The organism is Synechococcus sp. H60.2 (assembly GCF_047462315.1).
In the GTDB taxonomy this organism is placed as follows: Bacteria; Cyanobacteriota; Cyanobacteriia; order Thermostichales; family Thermostichaceae; genus Thermostichus.
Genome location: NZ_JANSIZ010000034.1, coordinates 1 through 19,134 on the forward strand (window position 1 = coordinate 1; position 19,134 = coordinate 19,134).

At 61.0% G+C, this 19,134-nt stretch carries 13 protein-coding genes; 1 reads left to right on the plus strand and 12 read right to left on the minus strand.

Annotated elements, in window-relative coordinates; translation table 11 throughout:
• Positions 1 to 234: 234 nt before the first annotated feature.
• Positions 235 to 1,113, minus strand: a complete 879-nt coding sequence (murI, locus tag NW845_RS07035; RefSeq protein WP_414377734.1) for a glutamate racemase — start codon at positions 1,111 to 1,113, stop codon at positions 235 to 237.
• A 54-nt stretch (positions 1,114 to 1,167) separates the two neighbouring features.
• Positions 1,168 to 3,039 (minus strand): N-acetylmuramoyl-L-alanine amidase, encoded by a 1,872-nt coding sequence (locus NW845_RS07040; RefSeq protein ID WP_414377737.1) that lies wholly within the window; start codon positions 3,037 to 3,039, stop codon positions 1,168 to 1,170.
• A gap of 160 nt (positions 3,040 to 3,199) precedes the next feature.
• Here NW845_RS07040 and NW845_RS07045 point away from each other — a divergent pair, with 160 nt between their 5' ends.
• Positions 3,200 to 4,318: a hypothetical protein gene (locus NW845_RS07045; protein WP_414377740.1), complete on the plus strand. Its 1,119-nt coding sequence runs from the start codon at positions 3,200 to 3,202 to the stop codon at positions 4,316 to 4,318.
• A gap of 59 nt (positions 4,319 to 4,377) precedes the next feature.
• Here NW845_RS07045 and NW845_RS07050 read toward each other — a convergent pair whose 3' ends face one another.
• The 10 genes from NW845_RS07050 to sufR all read right to left on the minus strand — a co-directional run bounded on the left by NW845_RS07050 (position 4,378) and on the right by sufR (position 19,102).
• Positions 4,378 to 6,678 (minus strand): DUF1796 family putative cysteine peptidase, encoded by a 2,301-nt coding sequence (locus NW845_RS07050; protein WP_414377743.1) that lies wholly within the window; start codon positions 6,676 to 6,678, stop codon positions 4,378 to 4,380.
• A 329-nt stretch (positions 6,679 to 7,007) separates the two neighbouring features.
• A complete protein-coding gene (locus NW845_RS07055) occupies positions 7,008 to 8,342 on the minus strand; it encodes a sensor histidine kinase (protein ID WP_414334062.1) in 1,335 nt (444 codons plus the stop codon).
• A 24-nt stretch (positions 8,343 to 8,366) separates the two neighbouring features.
• Positions 8,367 to 8,972, minus strand: a complete 606-nt coding sequence (locus NW845_RS07060; RefSeq protein WP_414377769.1) for a tRNA-(ms[2]io[6]A)-hydroxylase — start codon at positions 8,970 to 8,972, stop codon at positions 8,367 to 8,369.
• Between the two features lie 345 nt (positions 8,973 to 9,317).
• Positions 9,318 to 10,388: a 3-deoxy-7-phosphoheptulonate synthase gene (locus tag NW845_RS07065; RefSeq protein ID WP_414336186.1), complete on the minus strand. Its 1,071-nt coding sequence runs from the start codon at positions 10,386 to 10,388 to the stop codon at positions 9,318 to 9,320.
• A 556-nt stretch (positions 10,389 to 10,944) separates the two neighbouring features.
• Complete coding sequence (locus tag NW845_RS07070) at positions 10,945 to 12,306, minus strand: efflux RND transporter periplasmic adaptor subunit (RefSeq protein ID WP_414368569.1); 1,362 nt, start codon at positions 12,304 to 12,306, stop codon at positions 10,945 to 10,947.
• A gap of 50 nt (positions 12,307 to 12,356) precedes the next feature.
• Complete coding sequence (locus NW845_RS07075) at positions 12,357 to 13,649, minus strand: NAD(P)/FAD-dependent oxidoreductase (RefSeq protein ID WP_414377746.1); 1,293 nt, start codon at positions 13,647 to 13,649, stop codon at positions 12,357 to 12,359.
• Positions 13,650 to 13,725: 76 nt separating this feature from the next.
• Complete coding sequence (petC, locus tag NW845_RS07080; protein ID WP_414377748.1) at positions 13,726 to 14,262, minus strand: cytochrome b6-f complex iron-sulfur subunit; 537 nt, start codon at positions 14,260 to 14,262, stop codon at positions 13,726 to 13,728.
• Positions 14,263 to 14,390: 128 nt separating this feature from the next.
• Positions 14,391 to 14,981, minus strand: a complete 591-nt coding sequence (locus tag NW845_RS07085; RefSeq protein WP_414377751.1) for a DUF3365 domain-containing protein — start codon at positions 14,979 to 14,981, stop codon at positions 14,391 to 14,393.
• 42 nt (positions 14,982 to 15,023) lie between these two features.
• Positions 15,024 to 18,245: an efflux RND transporter permease subunit gene (locus tag NW845_RS07090; RefSeq protein ID WP_414377753.1), complete on the minus strand. Its 3,222-nt coding sequence runs from the start codon at positions 18,243 to 18,245 to the stop codon at positions 15,024 to 15,026.
• A gap of 128 nt (positions 18,246 to 18,373) precedes the next feature.
• Positions 18,374 to 19,102 (minus strand): iron-sulfur cluster biosynthesis transcriptional regulator SufR, encoded by a 729-nt coding sequence (gene sufR / locus NW845_RS07095; protein ID WP_414377755.1) that lies wholly within the window; start codon positions 19,100 to 19,102, stop codon positions 18,374 to 18,376.
• Between the last annotated feature and the right edge of the window lie 32 nt (positions 19,103 to 19,134).

Sequence of the window (19,134 nt, forward strand, 5' to 3'; positions counted from 1 at the left end):
GGGCAGAAGAAGAGACAAAAGCTCTGCTGTCAAGCGGGTGAGGAAACCCCACCCGCCTACGCGGTGGGGTAGTTCATGGAACTCAGAATCCTACCCCGACATGGGGTGTTCTACCTCGAGTGGGTGTATGCCAAATCTTCTCAGCCCCAACCCCTTGACCCAAGTGATCCGATGGCATAGATAGGCCGTGGGCTTGTGTTGAAGTTCCAGTTGGACTGGGATCTCAGGGCTCGCTCAGGGCCGGCGGGAGTTGTTGACATCCAAGGCCGGCCATTCCACCCGTTCCACCTGTGGCCGAAAGCCCAACCAAGGGCTGGCCAACTGGGCAAACCGCTCCGGATCCCCACTCACGTAGAAGCGGTGAGGTTCTGCCTGGGGCACAGTTGAGGGTCGGCGCAGGCCCCAGAGGCTGAGTTCGCGGGCCAGGGATCCCACCAGTGCCACGCCGGGATCCACCCGTCTGACCGAAGAGGGCAGCAAGGACTTCAGGAGAGGATCCAGCAGTGGGTAGTGGGTGCAGCCGTAGACAAGGGTGTCGATCCCCCGCTGCAGGAGCGGCTGCAAGTAGCGTTCGGCGGCTTGGCGCAGCTCGGGGCCGTCCGACTGGCCGGCTTCGATGAGGGGGACGAACTCCGGGCAGGCCTGCTCCCAGCACTGGACAGTCTGGGGAGAGCGCTTGGGATCCAGGGCGCTGTACTCTTGAATAGCCTTGGAGTAGGCGCGGCTTTTGACCGTGGCCGCCGTGGCAATGACCCCAATGCGGGATCCCTGGGCCAAGGCTGCCTGGGCGCCGGGCAGGATGAGGCCAAGGATGGGCAGGGCAAACTCCCGCTGCACTTGCTCCAAAGCCAGCGCCGAGCTGGTGTTGCAGGCCATCACCACCACTTTCACCGGCTGCGCCTGCATCCAGCGGAGGATCTGCCGCACAAAGGTCAAGATCTCCTCCGGGGAACGATCCCCGTAGGGCAGCCGGGCCGTGTCGGCAAAGTAGAGAAGGCGTTCCTGGGGCAAGCGACGGCGCAAGGCCCGCCAAACCGTCAACCCGCCCAAGCCACTGTCAAACACCCCAATTGGCCAACTGGGATCCGGATCTGAGCCCCACTCCCAACGCATGCTCCCTTCTCCTCAACACCTTGGCTGAAGCTGCTGTATCCTAGCCTGCCCTTTCTAGCGCTTGCGCAAGAAGGTCTCGATGCCATCGGCAATGGCCCGCGCCAAGATGGCCTGGTATTCGGGGGCAGCCAGTTTGCGCCCCTCAGTGGGGTTGGTAACATACCCCAGCTCCAGCAGCACTGAGGGCATGCCCACGGGCGTTTCCCGCACCACAAAAAAGCGGGCCCGCCTCACCCCCCGATCTGCAGCACCGGTGGCTTGCACCAGGCTGCGGTGCAGGATGGTGGCCAGCTCGGCGCTGTCGGGCCGCAGGTAATAGGTCTCGATGCCGTGAACACTGGAGCGCTCCAGAGCATTGGCGTGGATGCTCACCAGCAGAGTGGCTTTGGCCTGCACGGCCCTATCCACCCGCGGCTGCAGCAACACCTCGCGATCATCGGTGCGCGTCATCACCACCGTATACCCCCGCTCCTGCAACAATTGCCGAACCTGGTGGGAAACGGAGAGCACAATGTCTTTTTCCTGGATCCCACCTACCCCGATGGCACCGGGATCCCGTCCGCCGTGTCCCGGATCGATGGCGATGACCGTCCGGCCCAGGGGGGGAGGAGGGGAAGCTTGGGCAGGCGCCGGCGGCTGAGGGGTGGGCGACGGTGCGTTGAGAGGCCGCAGCTCCAGGGTAATGCGTCGGGATCCCTGGCCAGGGTTGGGCTCAAAGACATTGAACTCTTCGGCAGGTTGCACCAGAATGCTGACCGTGCGGGCATCTTCCTGCACAAAGCGGATCCGCTGCACCGGTCCCCCGACCGGCAAGCCGGGATCCGGCAAGGACTCGGGCAGGCGTGCCGGGGCCACGTTGATGCGGTAGCCACCGCTTTCGGGATCCCAGCCGGCCCGGTAGAACATGAACCCATCGGCGCTAATGATGAGCTGATTCCCCCGCAGCTCCACAGAGCGTAAGGTAGCCAGCGGCCCTTGGGCCTCGGTTGGGCTGACATCAGGCAGAAGGCTGGCCTGGGCAGCACCGCCAGCAGGCTGGATCCAGATTCCTCCCTGCTGCGGGTCGTAGCGGGCCTCCCAATCCCCACTGGAAGGATCCACATCCAACACCACGCGGGCAATGGTGGGCTCGAATTGCCCCACCCGCAGCCGCAAAACCCCCAGGCGGTTGACAGTATAGATCCGCTGGGTGAGGGCAGGGCTAAGGGTGGTGTTGAGAAAATCCACCACCACCCGATCCGGATCCAGGATGCGCCGCACCGTGGTGGAAGGGCTGCCCTGGGTGCGGATGAAGAAGCCTTCCGCCTGAGGGGAGATGGCCAAGATCTGATGGCCGGAACGGGCAGGGGGGGGAGGTAGCCCGGCATCGGGGCGGCGGGGCAGCGGTGGGGACGGTGAGACGGGATCCCTGGGGCCAGGCGCCGAGGGAAAAAGCGGTGCGGTGGGCGAGGGTTGGCCAGCCTGAAGGAATTGGACAGCCCAGCGGGAGGGGCTGGCAGTGAGCAGTTGTAGTTGGTCGAGGCTAAGGGACTGATCCGGCTGCAGGTGCAGCACAAAGCGAGTGATGGTTGGGGTGAGCTGCCTGATCTCCAACGAGGTAACCCGTCCTGGAAAGGTCTGGGTTTGGGGCTCCCGTCCAAAAAGGGTGTTGGGAAAATCCAGCACTACCCTAGGAGGGTTTTGCAGCACAAACACAAAAGGCCGCACCTCTCCCTCGGTGTTGACCTCTAGCCACCCCCGCTGTGGGTCGTAGTGCCAACGGTCAATGCGAGACAGACCAGGAACAGGGGTTGGCTGCGCTTGAACAGGCAAGGGGGAAAACAAACCTGCCCCGGCTAAACCCAGTAGCAGCGTCGCTCCCCACAGGGCGCTCTGCCTAGACGGTTTGGGATCCCGTCTTCTCCCCAGCTTGCCCAATTCCCGCATGATCCTCCATCCACTCCAGCACACCTGCTGCCCTCAACTATACCAACCTCCCCCAGCAGCGACCCGAGAAGGAGCGCAATTTCGCCGGTGCTTGCCAGGCTGGGGATAATGGGTAAGGATCCTCGTCCTGCCACCGCCTTGCTCTGGGAAGTAACTGGCAATGCCCGCCTTCCCCGATCCCCTCGCCCTGGCCCGCGCTGGGAACGGCCAAGCAATTGTGCGAGTTGTTCGGCTGGAGCTGCTGCGACGGGGCTGGCCTGCGCAAGTACATTTTGCTGACAACACCCTGCACATCCACCTGCTGGGATCCCTGCCCCAAGGCCTCTCGCCGCCAGGGGTTGCGGCTCAACTGTTTTTAATGGTGAAGCAACTGCGGATTCCACGCCTCGAGCAATTGGAAATCCGCGCTTTCCGCGGCTCCCAGTTGCTTTGGCAGCGCAGCCTGCGCCTAGGATCCCAGCCGCGTTGGGATCGCTTTTCTTTTGATAGCTGGACAGTCAACCTCTGGGCCTATCCGGCTGCAGTGGTGGTGGCCCTGCTGGTAAACAACATTGCGCTATTGCAGGTGCTACATCTCCCTTGGCACATTTGGATTCACGAGCTGGGCCATGCCACAATTGCCTGGTGGAGTGGGCATCGCGCTTTGCCCTTACCGTTTGGCTGGACCAGCATCAGTTCCCAAAGGGATCCCTTTGTGTACTTTGGGATCCTCTTTTTATTGGCTTTGCTCTTCAAGTCGGCTCGCGAGGAGCGGATCCGATGGCTGCAGCCATTGGCTATTGTTCTTGCTCTGCTGCAGTTTTATATGACCTGGCTCATGCCCAATCGCACCAAAGAAATGCTCATTACCTTTGGCGGTGTAGGCGGTGAGTTTTACATCAGCACCTTCTTAATAGCCTGCTTTTATCTTCGCTTGCCAGACCGCTGGCGGTGGGACTTTTGGCGATTCGTCGTTCTGGGAGTTGCAGCCAGCAGCCTCTGGAGAAGCTTTTGGCAATGGCATAGAATTCAAAAAGGGCTAGCTTCAATTCCGTGGGGAACTCTGCTGGGTGGCCAAGGGGATGCTGGTGGGGATATGAACCGCTTGGTTGATGATTTTGGCTGGAGTGCCGACCAAATTATCCAGACCTACAAATGGTTAGGGAACTTGTGCGTTTTGTTGATATTGTGCTTGTATGTCATATTTTTATTGCAAATGAACGATGAGATTTGGCTAAACCTACAAGCAAGGCTCATCCTCTGGGCTGATGCTCTTTTTAGGCGAAGCAAACGCCACTGAGGTAAGGCGGAGCAGGCCCCTACCGGCAGCTTCGCGTTCTAGGTTAGAATCTCAGACAATTAAGATGGCTGGGGAGGACACCAGAAAAGATTGCGGCTGGAAACTCCCAGAGAATGGAGGATCTCCCTCATGATCCCTGTGCAGTACTGCCAATGCTGGGGATCCGCACACATGCGGTCGGGGTTGAACTCCATATCGTAGTGGATGACATTGGGGATCCCGGCAAACTCATCCGAAGACTGGGGGGAAATGATGAGGAGCAGAAAGGGTTTGCCCTTGCGCTTGGCCGACAATTTATCCATCAAGTCGATCACTGCGCCCCGCTGACAGCCGCCTGTGCGCACGAACAAGATCTGGTCTGCCTTTTCCAAAACATGTAGAAAACGCTTGGCACGGGCTGTGTAGCGGGTTCGCATCCGCTCGTAGATGGGGCTCATGTCCCACAAGGGATCTTCCCCTTCTTCCAGCTCATGGCCAAAAGATAGGCTTGTCCACTTGCTGTGATAAATGCGGCGATCTGCAGGGCTGTAGCGCAAGTATTGGGGATCCCACATGCCCTGAAAATCGTGGTGGATCATATCGGCCACATCCGCTAGGTTGCTGGTGCGGGTCAAATCAAAAGGAAATGCAGGCCCGTCGTATTCCAGCTTGTAGAGCAGCATTCGCACTGCACAGCGATCCCCCAGGGGAACAACAGCAACGCGATGAATATCAGATAAGGCGCATGTGTATTCCAATAGCATGACCGAGTTGGGAGCGGCCTTGACCCGGCTTTCCAACCCCCCTTCTCCAATCATCAACGTGCGGAAAGGAGCATCGCGATAGAGGGGATCCTCATAAACCCCTGGTGGCAGAGCTCTGAGGGCAGCCCGCACTTCTTTCCACATGGGGTGGATGTTGTACTCGTGATTGCTCCGATTGATCACGCACAGGCGAGGCCTGGGATCAGAAGAGCCTTTTGAAGATCCACTGAGCTTGAGAAGGGTCAACGATCCATCCTCGAAGATCGTTTCTACTGCTTCTGCGGAAAAGAACTGAGCTATTGGGGAGAAGATGAGGTCGGCATCTGCAGGAATGGAGAGGGTGGTTTGAACCGAACTGTCCTCTTGTATGGAAAGTAAATGTAGGGTCTTGTCTCCTATCCTTGCATCGCTTCTGCCAATATACAGTCCCGGCTGTAGGCGTGATTTTTGGAAAGCAGTCTGCAAAGATTGCCAAGTCGGCGCAAGGGTATAAGGGTAGGGGGTTATATTCACGATGCGAAATTGATCTCTGCCTATTTCTGCAGCTACCCAAAAGCCATTGCCGTCTTCAAAAATGATTCGTTCTGCAGTGGATTGAGCCAGCTTTCCACGAGCCGACAGAACTTGGCCGGGCTCGAAGAGCGAGAGATCGATGGCCTCAAACATAACCCGATGCCCCCTGGAATTGGGGTGAGCGGGGTCAAAAGCCAGGTCTGGTTTCCAGCGGCCCTGACCATCGTCTAGGATGGGCAGCCAATTGAACACAGGGCATCCCCAACCGAGCATCTTTTGCTGAGTTTCCTGCAGAAGCAGATGCTGTTCTGGACCATAGTCGCCGTGAGGATAGACCCCTGCCAAGATGGGCAAAGCGCCTATATTTTGAATCTTCTCAATCAGGCGTCGCAGGCCGTTTTCAAACCGCCTTTGGACGGCACGTCGATGCTCCGGCAGAGCCGTGGCCAAGCCCTCATTTCCCAACGACAAGGCCACAATTACCACGTCCGGTTGTTCGGGAACGACAACTTGATCAAACCGTGCCAGCGTTCGGCTGACCGTAGCCCCCAATTCCGAGAGATTACGCACCCGATGGCCGTAGCGCTCCCGCAAGGCTTTCTGCAACAGCCAGGCCCAACCTCGCAATAGCCAGGCGCTGCACCCCAGGGCAACGGAGCTACCCAAAACAACTATCTTCAGTCCCGGCAAATCTTCAGTCTCAGGCTCAAGAATAGGGGTGGCAAAATAGCCGTAAGGACAGGAAGGGATCCGGCCAAACTCACCATCTTCCACGATCAAAACTGATGGCAAAGGCTGAGGCTCAAGCGGCACCCAGCGATTCCTATCGGCAGCTTCCCAAATAACTTCGCCATCGGCCTGAACGCGCAGATATCGGTACTCCACTCGAGGGGTCTCTTGAGGCCACTCCCCGGAGGATAGGGGGCCAGAAGTGCCATCTGCCGGGCCTAATGGCAACTCCACCCACCAGAGCGGATAACAAGCGGGATCCGTCTGCAGCCAAACACAGCGGCTCGGATCCCAGGCGCCCAACCGAGGGCTGGATCCCACCAGGGCAATTCGATCACCGGGCTGAGTGGTGGCGCGAACTTGGAAACGATACATTTTTTTGGAAGTTTTTGGAGGAGGGGGAGAGGAACTTCTCCGGACTTGCCGGTAAACAGACATACTCAAGCAGTCGGCTTACTACCCTGCCGGCAACTTGCAAGAGAAAGCAGAGGCTGGGATCCAGTTCCGCCTCATCTGTCTTCGTCCTGACTTTGCTTTTAAAGAGAAATTCTGAAATCCGGAAACAGAAAATGACGGAAACTCAGAAAAAGAGCCTCGGCTCAAAAGTAAGGCTATTAAGCCAGGATGTTTTCAGTAAAGAGTAGACTGAACTTTAGCCTGAATTTAACATACTGCCCAAGGATTGTCTGTTTTCTAGAGCACCTTTAGACAGTTTCTGGAGTGCAAGTTTCCAATCGTCGCTGGGGCAAAATCACCTCAAAGGTGGATCCCTGCCCCACCTTGCTCTCAACCCGCACCTGTCCCCGGTGCTGCTCGGCGATGCTTTTGACAATGGCCAGCCCCAAACCTGAGCCCGACCGCCGATTGGGATCCCCGCTGCGGGCCGGATCCACCCGGTAGAAACGGTCGAACAGGTGGGGCAGTGCCTGGGGTGGGATCCCCGGCCCGGTATCTTGCACCTGCAGCACCAGTTCTGGGGATCCGGAGCGCAGCCGCTGTTTTAGCCGCACCTGCACCTCGCCGCCGGGGGGGGTGTGGAGAAGGGCGTTTTCGATTAGGTTGGTGAACAGGCGGGCCAGTTGCTCTTCATCTCCCCAAAAGGCAAAGGGATCCCCTCCCGTCTCCTCTGGGGGGGCGGCCATATCCAGCTTTAGACGGATCCCTTTTTGGTTGGCCAAGCCCTGCAACTCTTCCACCACCTGCAGCAGCAGAGCATCCAGGGCACAGCAGCGGGGCTGGAAAGGCACCATGCCGCTGTCGTGGCGGGCCAGAAACAGTAGGTCGTCCACCAGCCGGCCCAGCCGCAGGCACAGCCGCTCCACCATCTGCCAGCGCTGGCGGGTGTCGGCATCCAATTGGGAGTCTGCCAAAGCCACCTGTACCGTGGTCTGGATGCTGGCCAAGGGGCTGCGCAGCTCGTGGGAGGCATCGGCGGTAAATTGCTTGAGCTGCTGGTAAGACTGGCGGATGGGCTGCATGGCCAAACCGGAGAGCAGCCAGCCGATTCCTCCTACACAGGCCAAACTGGCCGCTACCCAGAGGCTGAGATCCCGAATGAGCTGGCGTGTCGGCTTGCTCACCTCAAACCAGGGGTGGCTGACCCGCAAATACCCCAGCAGCTTCCCACTGGCCAGGATCGGCTCGGTGAACTGGCGCAGCCAATACCCAGGCGCGATGCGGGCGGTGTGCAGGGATCCCTCCGTCAGCAGGGGGGCAGGGATGCCGCCGGGCACGGTGGACCAGATGAGGGATCCTTGGGGATCAAACCACTCCAGGTCGATGTGGTCGTCTGCTAGGGTGCTGGGATCATCCCGAAAGCTGGCTTCCAAGCTGTGGCGGACCTGCTGCGGGTCCAAGAGGCTCTCGTCCACCACCAGGGAGCGCTCGACAATTTCCACCACATGGCCCAGCGTGTCGTCCACCCGCTCAATCAGGGTTGACTGCACATACCAGTAGAAGCTGCCGGCAAACAGCAACAAAAACACCCCCGTTACCACCGTGTACCAGAGGGCCAGCCACCGCCGCGTTGCCTGGAACATGGGGTTGCACGGGAAGGGGAGAGGTTAGCTGTGGACACGAGGCTCGGGGTGAAGGGTGGAGAGGATCTCAGCTTCCACCTGCAGCAAAGCGTCCAGCCGCTCCTGCACCGGCTCGGCGGGGAACTGTTCTAGCGCCAGATCCAAATACAACTGCCAGTGCCGCTCTTCAGCCGCCGCCAGCCAGAGGTAAAACTGCCGCAGCTCCGGGTCGGGGACGTGGATCCCCAGCAGGCCTAGGCGTTCGTGGCTGCGGGCCTCGATGATGGCGGCCACTAGCAGTGCATCCAAGAGATGCTCCGGCTCGGAGCGGCGTAGGTGCTGGTTGAGGCGGCTGGCATAGGGAGCAGCCGAGAGGGGCTTGATCGGGATCCCCAGCCGTTGCAGGTGCCGGTGAACCCGCTCAAAGTGCTGCAGCTCCTCCCGCGCCAGTGGTGAAAGGGCTTCCACCAGCCGCCCGTTGGCCGGGTAGCGAAACAGCAAACTGAGGGCATTGCCCGCTGCTTTCTTCTCGCAGTTGGCGTGATCTAGCAAAATCAGGTCGAGGTGGCGAATGGCCTGCTCGATCCAGGCCGCGGAAGTTGGCGAGGCCAGTTGTAGCGTCGGCACAGGGTCAGAAGAGGTTGCAGGGATCAACAGCTTCCAAGTTGACCCATCCCGCCCGCTGCGGGAGCAGGGAACGGAACTGGGTCAATCGGATCTTAGCCTTGCCAGCGTACCCCTTTCTGCTAACTCCTAGATCCCGTCTGATGCTCTGGCAGCAGTTGTCCTTATCCCCGGCCCCTCTCCCAGAGAGAGTCAGCCCAAGCGCTCCGCGCCGCTCACGCGACCACCCCCAGCCCCTCTCCCAGAGGGAGTCAGCCCAAGCGCTCCGCGCCGCTAACGCGACCACCCCCAGCCCCTCTCCCAGAGGGAGAGGGGAGTTGCACTGCTGCCGAGCACAACTTTATTGCCTTGCTTGGGTCTTGCAGGGCTTTTTCAGTGATTCAAAGCCAAGGTTTTCCCTGCTACGACTGCTGCCATCTCCTGCAACAGATCCTCGGTCTCCTCCCAGCCGATGCAGCCGTCGGTGATGGAAACGCCGTACTTGAGTGGTGCCCCTTCCTGCCAGGTTTGCTTGCCTGGGTTGAGGTTGCTCTCCAGCATCAGCCCCATCAAGGCCCGCTGCCCTGCTTGGTACTGCCGCAGCACTGCCCGACAGACGGCTCCCTGCTGGCGGTAGTCTTTGTGGGAGTTGTCGTGGGAGCAGTCCACCATCACCGAGCGCGGGATCCCTTGATCCTTCATCAGCAGCGCCGCCCGCGCCACATCTTCCGGGCCGTAGTTGGTCTTGCCGCCGCCGCCGCGCAACACAATGTGCCGGTCTGGGTTGCCGGTGGTTTTCACCAGGGCCGTCATGCCGTCTTGGCCGATGCCCAGAAAACTGTGAGGGTGACTGGCGGAGAGAATGGCGTTGAGGGCAATTTCCAGCCGCCCGTCGGTGCCATTTTTGAAGCCCACGGGCATAGAGAGGCCACTGGCCATTTCCCGGTGGGTCTGGCTTTCGATGGTTCGGGCGCCGATGGCCGCCCAGCTCACCAGGTCTGCGGTGTATTGGGGAGTTACCGGATCCAACATTTCTGTGGCACAGGGCAAGCCCAGCTCGTTGATCTGCAATAGGATGGAACGGGCCAGTTGCAAGCCAGTGGCAATATCGCAGGAGCCGTCCAGGTGGGGATCATTAATGAGGCCCTTCCAGCCCACTGTGGTGCGCGGCTTCTCAAAATAGGTGCGCATCACAATCACCAGGTGCTCGCGGGTTCGATCGGCCACCCGCTTGAGGCGGTGGGCATACTCCAAGGCCGCTTCGGGATCGTGGATGGAACAGGGGCCGACAATCACCACCAAGCGATGGAGATCCCGCCCGTGGATGATGTCGCGGATGGCTTGCCGCGTGGAGAGCACCACTTGGGCTGCCGTTTCCGTCAGCGGCAGCTTGGCCTTGACAGCAGCAGGGGCAATCAAGGGAGTCACCTCTTGGATGTTGCAGTTGTCGGTTTGGGGGGGCATAGAACTGTCCTTCATCGTGGGCAAGATTGTGTGCAAGGGATGGGAAGTGAGGGAATGGAGCATCGAGCCATCAAAAAAGCCCTGGCACTGGGCTCAGGGCTTCAGGACTGACTCGGGTAAACCTAGGCTCTATAGTTTACGCGCCACCCTTCCGCCCTGGTCGTTGCCAGGGAAAGCTAAAGTAGCCAAAAAAGGGAGCGCGCCAGGTCATCTTCAGGGGAAGGAACTCGGAATCTGTACGAGATGAGTATAGCGGAAGTATACCCAAAAAGAAACTGGATTTACCAAGACGGGTTCAGGTTCTGGGTCGCTCCCGGGGTTCCCAGGCGCAGCCCAGAGGACGGTTTTCTCCCACCCAGATCAAGAAGCTTGCCCGCTCCGTAGCCATCACTCTGCGACGCTGTTGCAAGCGGGGCGAGGAGAAAAGCTTCAGGGCGGTGAGGGACTTCTTTCCGCTGCCTCAGCCCGACAAGGTCGCAGCGGCGAAAGCCCCGCAAGCCCGGTGGAAATCAAGAAAGTCAGCAGAACTCTGGGCTTCTGTCCTAGGAAACAGTTTTCAGAAGGATCTAGCCCGGACGGCAGCCGCTTCCTGGATTACCTCGTCTCCAGGCTGTAGCCCACTGTGGATCTCCACCTGATCCCCATAGCGGGATCCCACCACCACGGGCGTAAACAGCGGCTTGCCGTCCACCAGCCGGTACACGCCCGTAAGGCCGAACTGTTCTACCAGGCTTGCTTGGGGCAGGAGCAGGGCTTGGCGGGTTTCTCCTGCCAACTTCAGACGGCCCAGCATGCCCGGCATTGCTCCGGGGAGCGGGGGAATCTCCACCTTCACCTCCACCGTTCTTGAGCTGGGGTCGGCGCTGGGGATGATTTGGCGGATGGTTCCCTCCACGGTTTGATTGAGGCTGTCGATGCTGATGGGCACCGCTTGTCCCACCCGGATTTGGCCGGCCAGGGATTCGGGCAAGGCCACGGAAAACCGCAGCCGCTCGCTGCTTTCTAGCTCCACAATCGGCTGGCCCGGCCCCGCCAAAGCCCCTACCTCCACATACTTGCGGGTGACGACGCCGGCAAAGGGGGCAACCAGGGTTCCGTAGGCAAGGTTGGCTTGGGTTTGCGCCACCCCTGCCTGGGCCTGGGCCATGGCTGCCTGCACCTCAGGGATCCGGCTTTCCGCCTGGGCAAGCTGGGCCCGTGCTTGGGTCAATCCCTGTTCGGCCTGCTGGATCCCGGCCTCGAGCTGGGCCAGGCGGCCCAGGAGCACGGCTACCCGCGTATTGGCCTGATCCACCTGGGCTTGGGCCACGGCTCCTTCGGCGTGCAGCTTCTGCATCCGCTCTTGGTGCAAACGGGCCTCCTGCAGCTCCGCTTCCGCCTGCTGCTTCTGGGCTTGCACCTGGCGCAAGGCTTCTTCCGCTCCCCTCACCCCCGCCTGGGCGGCCAGAAGGCCTGCTTGGGCCTGCTGCAGTTGCGCCTCAGCCTGTTGCCGCTGGGCTTGGGCCTGTTGCTGGGCGGCTTGCACATCGCTGATATCCAGGCGGGCAATCAGGGATCCAGCCGCCACCCGCTGCCCCTCCTGAACCGGCAGCTCCACGACTCGGCCCACGATGCGGCTGCTGAGGGGGGTGCGCTCCACGGCCTCTAGGCTGCCCACCAGGATCCGCTCTTGGCTGATTTCCCGTGGCTTGACCTCCAGCGTGGTCAGTGGGGCGGCCTCGGTGGCTTCCAGGGACCCTGTCCCGCCGACGCGACCGGCAACCTCCAAAGCTGCCCCCCCTTGGCCGGGCCGGCCTTGGGATCCCAGCAGCCAGCCGCCCAGCCCCCCTAGCGAGAGGAAGAGCAGCGCCCAGCCCAGGTGGCCCCAGCTCCAGCCGGAAAACGTTTGTTGTTGCAACCTGCCGACTTGAGTTTTCATAGCGCAAGTGTCCGGCGTAACTTGAGCGTGACGAGAAAATCGGAACTTTTCTAAGGGGAGACCAAATCTCCCAATGGCTTGGAGATGGGCTCTATCAGAGAGAGCCCCACCCCCTGCAAACTGAGGCGCTCAAACCAAGGCAGCGCCCACCCCCAGCGGATCTTGGCCAGGAAATAGTGCTCAAAGGCGGACTTGAGCCAACTGACCCATGGCCCTTGTACGGCCAGGGCGCGGCGGCGGCGCCCCAGCACCGGCAAGACAGGATCCGCCAAAAAGAGAATGCCCGTATCGCCGAAGTCGGCAAAGCAGATGGCTTCCAGCGTCGGGCTCACGGGTTCCCCCCGCAGGGCTCCCAGGCGCAGGGCGATATTGTGCGCCACTGCCATCCCCATCGCCTCGGTCATCTGGCCGGTTTTGGGCACTCCCACCGGCAAAGGGGTTGTCTCGGAAGGGGCTAGCTGGGTCACCACGCCCACCGCATAGAAGCTATCGAAGTCGGGATGCTGGTAGGTGGAAGTTACCGGCAGGAAACCGCGGGCGTCCGTCAGGCCGGGGACTTCCCGCAGGAACTGGGCTCCCCGGAAGGGCGGCAGCAGCATGGCGTAGGCAAAAGGGATCCGCTCCCCTTCTGCCAGCACGATTTCCCCCTCTTCGACACGGGCAATGGCAGTATTGGCCAAAACCCGGATCTGCCGCTGGGCCAGCAGCCGTTTCACCAGCTCCTCGGCCCCCGCCATGCCGCCAATCCCGAAATGGCCAGCATAGGGCTCCGGCGTGATGAAGGTGATGGGCACCTGCTCCCGCAGCCCTCTTTTTCGCAACTGCCCCTCGGCCAGCAAGACAAACTCATAGGCCGGCCCAAAACAACTGGCCCCCGGCACCGCTCCCACCACCAGCGGCCCCGGCTGGCGGAGAAACTCTGCCCACGCCTTCTGAGCGAGCAAAGCATGGTGCGGCGTGCACACCGACTGGGTAAACCCCTGTTCCGGCCCCAGACCTGGGATGGCGTCCAAGGCCAACTCCGCTCCCGTGGCCACCACCAAGTAGTCGTAGGCCAGAGGCTCCCCGTTAACCCGCAGGGTGCGCTTTGGCGGCTGCAAGTCGGTTACCGTGCCCTGGATAAATTCAATCCCCTTCCTCTCCAGCCGCTGCGGCAGCTCCACCTGAATGTCCGCCAGCCGCTTCAGGCCCAGCGCCACCCACGGCAGAGAAGGGGTAAACGTAAACTTTGGAGTATTGCTGACTACAGTTACCTGGTGGGATCCCTGCGGCAAAAGATGCCGCAGCTCGTAGGCAGTAGGCAGCCCTCCCAGCCCAGCCCCAATGACGACGACGCGAGCCATCAAAACTGCTCCCCCTCTTTTCTGAACTTGATGAAAAAAACCTGCGGCCAGAAGCCGATCCCAAGAGCGCCCTCCTTCACACCCACCAGGGCAGACTCCCCGTTCGCGGATCGACATCCAACCAGGGAGAGAGCCAGATCCACCCCTCCCGCACCTCCACCCGCACCAGTTTCAGAGGCAGCGCTGCCGGCCCTCGAATCACCGAGCCATCAGCCGCATAGCGGGATCCGTGACAAGGACACTGGAACTCTTCGGCCAGCGGGTTCCATGGGAAGGTGCAGCCCAGGTGGGTACAGTTGTTCACCAGCCCTTGCTCGTCCAGCTTCCCCCCCTCCCTAACGGTGAGGTAGGTGGGCTCCCCCGCCAGACCCGCCACCAGCGCCCGCGTCCCAGGCGGCTCTGCCAAGATCTGCTCCGCCGGGATCGGGTTCCCCAGCTTGTCTTTGGCCAGGGCCGATCCATCGGCGGATCCCTCCGCCGGCGGGATGAGATAGCGGCCCAGCGGGTAGAGCACCGAACCCGCCACCGCCGCCAGCGCCGAGCCGGTCAGGAAGTTGAGAAAACGGCGCCGCGACAGCGGCGGCTCTTCAAACGGAACCAGGGCAGCGTCCATAGAAATCAACTCCTTGGTAACCCTCTCCTATTGTTATTTTGACAAACTATATAACTATATGTCGATAAAATATGTCGATAAAAAGTGGAGAGAAGATTTGGTTCTCCTCCTTGCCTGGGGACAAGGGGTTATCGAGCAGGTTCCTCTGCTTCGGGAATGAATACGGCGTACATGCCCCGCAGGTCTCCCACCTTGAAGTCGTAGGCCCGGTCTTGGGGGTACTTGCTGACAATGAAGGCCGGTCGCGAGTCCTTAGGCCCGTGACAGGCCAGGCAGCTAGCCTCGACGTTGATGCGGCGGTAGTAGCGAATACCTCTCTGGCCGTCCAGCACTTCCCGATCCCAAAAGCCAATGAGCTCCGGATCCCGCTGGAAACGGGCCAGGGCCATCGTGGCGTGTAGATTGTCGGGGGCGTGCTCCGGGTTACGGTACTTTTGGGCAATTTGCTTAACTTGCCAGCCATTTTCTTGGGCGAGGGCCTGTGCCTGCACCGCCACAGGGCGACAAACCTGCTTAAAGGTCTCGGCATCCACCGCCGCAGGCGGGGATCCGGCCAAGCTGGCCGCCAGGCCCCGCCGCAGTTGATCCAGGTATTCTACGGACTCCACCGCTTTGGCCAGTTGGGCGGGATCCGGCTGGGCCAGGGCGGCGGCAGCGCCCCAGCCCAAGCTGCCCAAGGCCAGCGCCAGCAGGAGCCATCTTCTCAGGTATGTCCACATCGTCTTGTCTCCTTCTCGAAGGGTGGATGTCAAAAAGTTTCTCTACGGGTGGGATGGCTGAGCAGCAGCTTGCTCCAGAGCCAGCTTTTTGGCAAGGCGGATTTGCTCCCCGTAGAACCAGATGGGAATGACCACCAAGGTCAAGGCGGAAGAGGTCAACATCCCCGTCAACAGCGTCCAGGCCAAGCCCGACCACACCGGGTCGGACAAGATGGGCACCGTGCCCAACATGGTGGTGATGCTGGTCAGCAAAATCGGACGAAAGCGAACGGCCCCGGCTGCCACAATGGCTTTTTCCAGGCTGACCCCCTGGGCCCGCTGATCGGCGATAAACTCCAGCAAGACGATGGCGTTGCGCACCACGATCCCCGCCAAGGCGATCACCCCAATCATGGCCGTGGCGCTGAAGTACACTCCGTTGAGGCTAAAGCCCACCAGGATGCCGATGAGGGCCAGGGGAATGCTGCCCAAGATGATCAGCGGAACCTTGAAGCTGCGGAACTGGCCCACCAGGATGAGGTAAATCAACAAAATGGCTACCAACATCGCGAGGCCCAGATCCCGGAACACGTCCAGGGTCAGCTTCCATTCCCCATCCCACTGGATCCAAAAGCCCTTGGGGAGGGGATGCCGCCAGAAATAGGCTATTTGATCCAAGACTGCATAGACCGAGGAGCGGCGGGCCATCTCGCCCATTACGTAGGCCACGGGCCGCTGGTCTTTATGGAAGATGGGCTCGTCGGCCACCGTGGGCACCCACTCCACCAGCTCCGACAGGGGAACCAGGGATCCCGTCGGCGTCGGCAGTTGAATGCGGTTGAGATCCTCCAGGCTTTGCCGGGCCGACGGCTCGAGGCGGACATGGATCCCCACGGGTGTCAGCTCCCCGGGCAGTTGCAGGATGCTGACGGTGGATCCCCGCAGGGCCAAGCTCAAGGTCTGGGAGACCTCCGCCGTGGTCAGGCCGACGCGGTTGGCCCGCTCCGGATCCACCTTCAGGGTCAACTGGGGAATGGGGTTTTTCACCGAGTCGTCGATGTCCACCACGCCCTCCGTCTCGCCAAACACCTGGCGCACCTGCTTGGCCAACTGCCGCAGTTGGGCGTAGTCGGGGCCATAGATTTCTGCCAGCAGGGTAGACCGCACGGGCGGCCCAGGTGGATCTTCCACCAGCTTGACGATGGCGTTGTGCCGCTCCGCCACCGCTTGCATAGCAGGCCGTAGGCGCAGCACGATCCCTTCCGAGTCGATCCGACGGGCTTCCGGCTGGCTGAGGTGGACGCGGATGTCGGCCACATCCTCGCCCTCGCGGCGGTAGGATCCCCGCAGCAGGCCGTTGAAGTCCACCGGCGCCCCCGTACCGACGTAGGTTTCAAAGCTAAACACCTCGGCATCCTGCTTGAGCACCTCCTCCAGCTCGCGGGCTACAGCGTCGGTAGCGGCCAGCTCCGTCCCCCGCGGCATATCCAACTGCACTAGGAAGGTGTCCTTGTCCGCCTTGGGCAGCATGCGAAACTTTACCACCTGGGTCAGGGGTAGGAGAAAGCTGGCCAAGAACAGGCCAGTGACCACCCCAATCAGCAGACGCCGCCGGAAGGCCGACTCCAGCAGCGGCTGCATCAGGCGGCGGTAGAGCCGATACAGGCGCGTTTCTTCCAGAGCGAGCTGGGGTGGAGAGGCCTCGGTGGAGGGCTTGAGGCGAATCCAGCGGGCCGCCAGAAAGGGGGTAACCGTCAGGGCCAGCGTTGTGCTGATGATCATCGCCACCGGCACATTAAAGGGGATCGGCCCCATGTAGGGCCCCATCATCCCCGTGACAAAGCGCATGGGCAGGAAGGCCAAAATGACCGTGATGGTGGAGAGAATAACCGGCACACCCAATTCCTCCACCGCGGCAATCGCCTCCTCCACCTTCTCGCGAAAGTTCATGCCGGGGCGCAGCTCAAAGCGACGGTGGATATTCTCCGTAACGGCGATGGCGTCGTCCACCAAGGTGCCCAGGGCCAGGATCAGGGCAAAGAGGGTGATGCGGTTAATCGTTTGGCCGGCAACCCAGCCCACGCCCAGCGTGCCGGCCAAAGTTAGCGGGATTACAAAAGCCACAATGGCCGCCTCCCGCCAGCCCAGGAAGATCAACAACAGGCCGACCACAATGCCGATGGCCTGGAAGAGGCTGTTGTAGAGGTTCCCAACCGCTTTCGAGGCCGTCCGCCCGTCGTTGCGGGTGACGGCAACTTGGATCCCGGGAGGCAACTGCGGCCGCAACTCTTCCAGCCGCCGAAAGATGGCCTTGGCTACGGTGACCGCGTTGGTTCCCGGCTTCTTGGCAATGCCGATGGTGACCGCCGGCTGGGTGATCCACTCTCCCGTCGAGCGGCGGCGCGGATCCGGATAGGGCTCTGTGATGGGCTCGTCGCTGCGGAAGTGGATGCGGGTCAGGGAGGTGCGCTCGGCAAACTCATCCCGCACGCTGGCTACATCTCTGAGATAGACCTCCGGCTTGATCTGAATAGCGGCCACGTCCTCAGCCGAAGCCAGCCGCTGTCCCCCCTCCAGGCGGATCTGCTGGGATCCCACCTCCACGTCTCCCGCCGGCAGTTGCAAGTTTTCGGCGGCAATGCGCTGGGCCACCTGGGTCGGGGAAAGACCATAGCTGGCCAGCCGCTCCGGATCCAAATCCACCCGGATGGTGCGGGGATGCCCCCCCACCAGCGTCAGGTGGGCCGTGTTGGGAAGGCTGCGCAGATCCTCCAGCAGCCGCTCTCCCACCCGCCGTAGCTGATTGTCGGTGTAGTCGGCCCCTGTCAAGGTCAGGGTAACGATGGGAACATCGTCAATGATGACCGGCTGCACCTGATAGCTGGCGCCAGGGGGGAATAGCTCCGGGTGGCTAAACAGATGGTTTTGCAGCTTAAACAGGCTGTCTTCCCAGTTTTCCCCCACCTCGTACTGCACCGTGATCAAGCCGCCAGAGGCCTGGGCCACCGAATAGATGTGGTCGATCCCTGTCAGCTCCCGCAGCTTCGCTTCCACAGGGGTAATCAGCGTCTTCTCCACAACCTCGGCGCTGGCCCCCGGATACTGCAGAATTACATCCGCTGCCGGGACAACAATCTGCGGGTTTTCTTCCTTGGGGGTCAAGGTCGCCGCCAGCAGGCCAAAGATGGCCAGGCCCACAATAATCAAGGAAGTAAGCTGGGCGTTGTTGATAAAGTAAGCGGTAACCTGCCCCACCCCTTGGCGCGGCTTCTCCAGCTCTGACATGGGAAAAATCCAGATTGGTTCATGCTTATACTACCATATAGCTATACTTTTATGCATCCATAGCTGCTCTTGCCCGTCTTTACTTTAGGAAGCTTTCGCCTGAGGTAGGCCCAGCAAAGGACGAACTGCTAATCGTGGCTGGGTCTAGGGGGGGATCCCGTCTTGGCAATCCAGTAGCCGCACTGGTGTTCTCCGTTTACCTGCCAGGTGAGGCGCTCTACCCGACAATCGGGCAGGGCGGCGGCAAACATCTCCAGCTCGTGGCCGCAGACGCTGGGAAAACGCTGGGCAATCTGGGCGATGGCGCAGTGGTGCTCCACCAAGACATATTGCTCGACGTACTCCTCAGCGCCTTCTGCTGCAATCGGGGCAGCCAGGTTGGCAGGATAGGGGTAGTACTCCGCCATGTAGCCCTCTGCCTGGCGCAACTGCACCAGGCGCTCCAGCCGCTCGGCCAGGGATCCGGAGCCCATCTGGGCTTGGTACTCCTGGGCTTTGCGCTGCCACTGCTGCTGGAGCAGGGATCCCATCTGTTCGGATCCCAGGGTTTCAGCCAGCGTATTGAGCAGACCGAGGGCAAACTCGTCGTAGCCGGTGGGGAATTGCGCTTCTCCTTGGGGGCTGAGCTGATAGAGGTGCTGGGGGCGGCCCAAACCGCTAGCTTGAGCGACATGGTGGATCAGCCCCTCTGCCTCCAGATCCTTGAGGTGGCGGCGAATGGCCTGGGGAGAAATGCCCAAGTGCTCTGCCAGAGTCTGGGCGGTGGCCTGCCCCGTCTTGCGTAGGTAGATCAAGATAGCCTGCTTGCTGGAAACGGGTTGCGTGAACGGATCGGTGATCTTGCGCGCGCTCTCCACCCTCGCCCTCCTGGTTAGACTGGGTTTACTCG

Bases quoted from the DNA above. Each gene is read 5' to 3' on its own strand.
- murI (WP_414377734.1), bottom strand. From the start codon at position 1,113: ATGCGTTGGGAGTGGGGCTCAGATCCGGATCCCAGTTGGCCAATTGGG.
- NW845_RS07040 (WP_414377737.1), bottom strand. From the start codon at position 3,039: ATGCGGGAATTGGGCAAGCTGGGGAGAAGACGGGATCCCAAACCGTCT.
- NW845_RS07045 (WP_414377740.1), top strand. From the start codon at position 3,200: ATGCCCGCCTTCCCCGATCCCCTCGCCCTGGCCCGCGCTGGGAACGGC.
- NW845_RS07050 (WP_414377743.1), bottom strand. From the start codon at position 6,678: ATGTATCGTTTCCAAGTTCGCGCCACCACTCAGCCCGGTGATCGAATT.
- NW845_RS07055 (WP_414334062.1), bottom strand. From the start codon at position 8,342: ATGTTCCAGGCAACGCGGCGGTGGCTGGCCCTCTGGTACACGGTGGTA.
- NW845_RS07065 (WP_414336186.1), bottom strand. From the start codon at position 10,388: ATGCCCCCCCAAACCGACAACTGCAACATCCAAGAGGTGACTCCCTTG.
- NW845_RS07070 (WP_414368569.1), bottom strand. From the start codon at position 12,306: ATGAAAACTCAAGTCGGCAGGTTGCAACAACAAACGTTTTCCGGCTGG.
- NW845_RS07075 (WP_414377746.1), bottom strand. From the start codon at position 13,649: ATGGCTCGCGTCGTCGTCATTGGGGCTGGGCTGGGAGGGCTGCCTACT.
- petC (WP_414377748.1), bottom strand. From the start codon at position 14,262: ATGGACGCTGCCCTGGTTCCGTTTGAAGAGCCGCCGCTGTCGCGGCGC.
- NW845_RS07085 (WP_414377751.1), bottom strand. From the start codon at position 14,981: ATGTGGACATACCTGAGAAGATGGCTCCTGCTGGCGCTGGCCTTGGGC.
- NW845_RS07090 (WP_414377753.1), bottom strand. From the start codon at position 18,245: ATGTCAGAGCTGGAGAAGCCGCGCCAAGGGGTGGGGCAGGTTACCGCT.